This window comes from Affinundibacterium seohonense, from assembly GCF_014284305.1.
Lineage (GTDB): Bacteria > Pseudomonadota > Gammaproteobacteria > Burkholderiales > Burkholderiaceae_D > Undibacterium > Undibacterium seohonense.
This window is the reverse complement of sequence record NZ_JACOFW010000059.1, coordinates 1-2120: the sequence shown is the minus strand read 5'-3', so window position 1 is coordinate 2120 and position 2120 is coordinate 1. Positions and strand designations below refer to the sequence as shown.

At 44.8% G+C, this 2120-nt stretch carries 3 protein-coding genes; 2 read left to right on the top strand and 1 reads right to left on the bottom strand.

Features of this window, described 5'->3' with window-relative positions; translation table 11 throughout:
* Positions 1 to 111 precede the first annotated feature (111 nt).
* Positions 112 to 1020 carry an MFS transporter gene (locus H8K52_RS20525; RefSeq protein WP_425507563.1) on the bottom strand — a complete coding sequence of 303 codons (909 nt, stop codon included), beginning with the start codon at positions 1018 to 1020 and terminating at the stop codon, positions 112 to 114.
* A gap of 204 nt (positions 1021 to 1224) precedes the next feature.
* Here H8K52_RS20525 and H8K52_RS20520 point away from each other — a divergent pair, with 204 nt between their 5' ends.
* Complete coding sequence (locus H8K52_RS20520) at positions 1225 to 1839, top strand: hypothetical protein (RefSeq protein WP_186924775.1); 615 nt, start codon at positions 1225 to 1227, stop codon at positions 1837 to 1839.
* Between the two features lie 2 nt (positions 1840 to 1841).
* Positions 1842 to 2027: a hypothetical protein gene (locus H8K52_RS20515; RefSeq protein WP_186924774.1), complete on the top strand. Its 186-nt coding sequence runs from the start codon at positions 1842 to 1844 to the stop codon at positions 2025 to 2027.
* Positions 2028 to 2120: the final 93 nt, after the last annotated feature.

Genomic DNA, 2120 nt, shown 5'->3' with positions numbered 1-2120 from the left:
AGGTCAGCATTACTTCGAGCGGATAATGCATTCGTTTGAGTAGCTTGCGTAGCTCGTCATTCATTGCATGAATCAAATATTTTGTCGGATCATCAGTCTAACAGAGACAGCTTATTGCGACAGAACCAACACATCTGCTATCACGCCAGACAACAACGCACCAATGGCATACCCCATATCCCGCCACAAACGATAGACGCCGACCGTGGAAGCGCGCCAAGCGGGATTGACCACGTCGCCAATGGCAGCCAATAAAGTTGGATAGACCATTGCCGTGCCAATGCCCAATAAAATAGCGGCGCACATAAACCAAGCAAAACTGTTATAGATAATGATCAGTGCAATTGCTACAGCTTGTACCCACATTCCCACTACAATTAACCACTTACGTCCGATACGGTCAGATAAGGCTCCTGTAAACAACTGGCAGATACCCCAAACGCCGGGGTAAATCGCTGCCAGTGTTCCTATTTGCGTAAAACTCATACCAGCGGTGGCGAACACTAACGGAAATAATCCCCAAGCCATGCCATCGTTAAGGTTGTTAACTAAGCCAGCCTGACTGATCGCCGATAGGTTGGGATTACGCCAAGTTGTTTGCCAAAAAATGTCTTTTTGCGAAGGCAATATTTGTAATGTCTGGCTACTTAATGTCGCTTCTTGCGTTGCATGTCCTTTGGTTTCCTTCACCACTAGCACTGACAATAGTAGGCCTGCCACAACAAACACCACGCCCAAATAAAATGGCTGTGGTCGTAATCCGTAGTTAGTGGCGATCCAGCCAGTCGCTAACGCAGCCAATCCCACCGCAAAGTAACCAGCAAATTCATTAATGCCCATCGCCGTACCGCGATTCTGCGATCCGGCCAGATCAATTTTCATGATCACCGTGGTTGACCATGTGAGTCCCTGACTAATACCCAAAAATAGGTTCGCCAATAATATCCAATTCCAAGATGGTGCCCACATCAATAGAAACGGCACAGGTATCGCGATCACCCAGCCAGCAATGAGAATCACCTTGCGTCCATAGGCATCCGAAAACGTAGACGAAAGTAAATGTGTCTGCAAAAAATAGACTTACCTCACTATGATAAGGTAAATTTTGCAGACAAATTTACCATCGTATCAAAGAAAGTAAATGTGACTACACGAAGCACAGCAAAGTAAATGTGTCTACTTGCGGCATTGAAAAAGTAGAGCATGCGGTAAGTTATTGAAATCATGAATGATTTCACTCGATTTCAACTGCCGATTCAATCCATTCGCCCGCGCGGAGCTCGCCTCATTGAAGCGTTCAGTATCAAACTTGGAAGACGTCTTCAATGCTATGGAAATTTGGCATTTAATCTATGGATTCTTCTTGAAACCGATCCATCGGTTGAATCTTTTTGTGAGCGCCCTACACATTTGGAGTTTGAAGACTGCAAACGACTAGCGGACTATTGGATTAAGCGCAAATCTCAGGAAGAATTTTTGGTGATTGATCCAAGTATTCTTGACCTTAAGCCATGCCCTTCTAAGTCGAAGGTACCGATCAGGATAATAACGTTAAGTGATTTGAGTGCAGCACGTGTTTGGATTAACAACTGGCAGCGCTTACTGCCAATCATTATAGCTAGTCGCGAGCATATTTCGCCATCCTTAGAGAGATCAATTACCAAATTCATTAAGGAGCCAATGCAATTGGCACGCATTGAACGTGAATTTGTAACAGGTGATCCAACCCTTATTCGTGCGGCCCTCTTTCATCTGCTTCACAAAGGAATATTAGAGGCTCCTTCATTACACGTTGAGCCGCTTTCATTTCTGACTTATTTTGAACCTAGTGGAGGATGATCATGAATCGCCGCAAACCGGAATTTCAAACGATCGATCTTAGTATTTGGCCTATGGTGGATCCATTGGCCTTATCGCTGGAGAAGAGAGAAGCATTTGAGAAAATGTGTCGAGCCATTGGGTCCTATGTGGCGGGAAAAGCAGTGCGAGTGATCCGTAGACCTCGGCAAATTTGCCTGCAAAAATAAAGGACACTTTACTATGAGCGCCCAGATTTTGCAGGCAAATTTACCATCATAATAAAATCGGCAAAGATGACTTTTAGAAGCACAGCTCGGGAA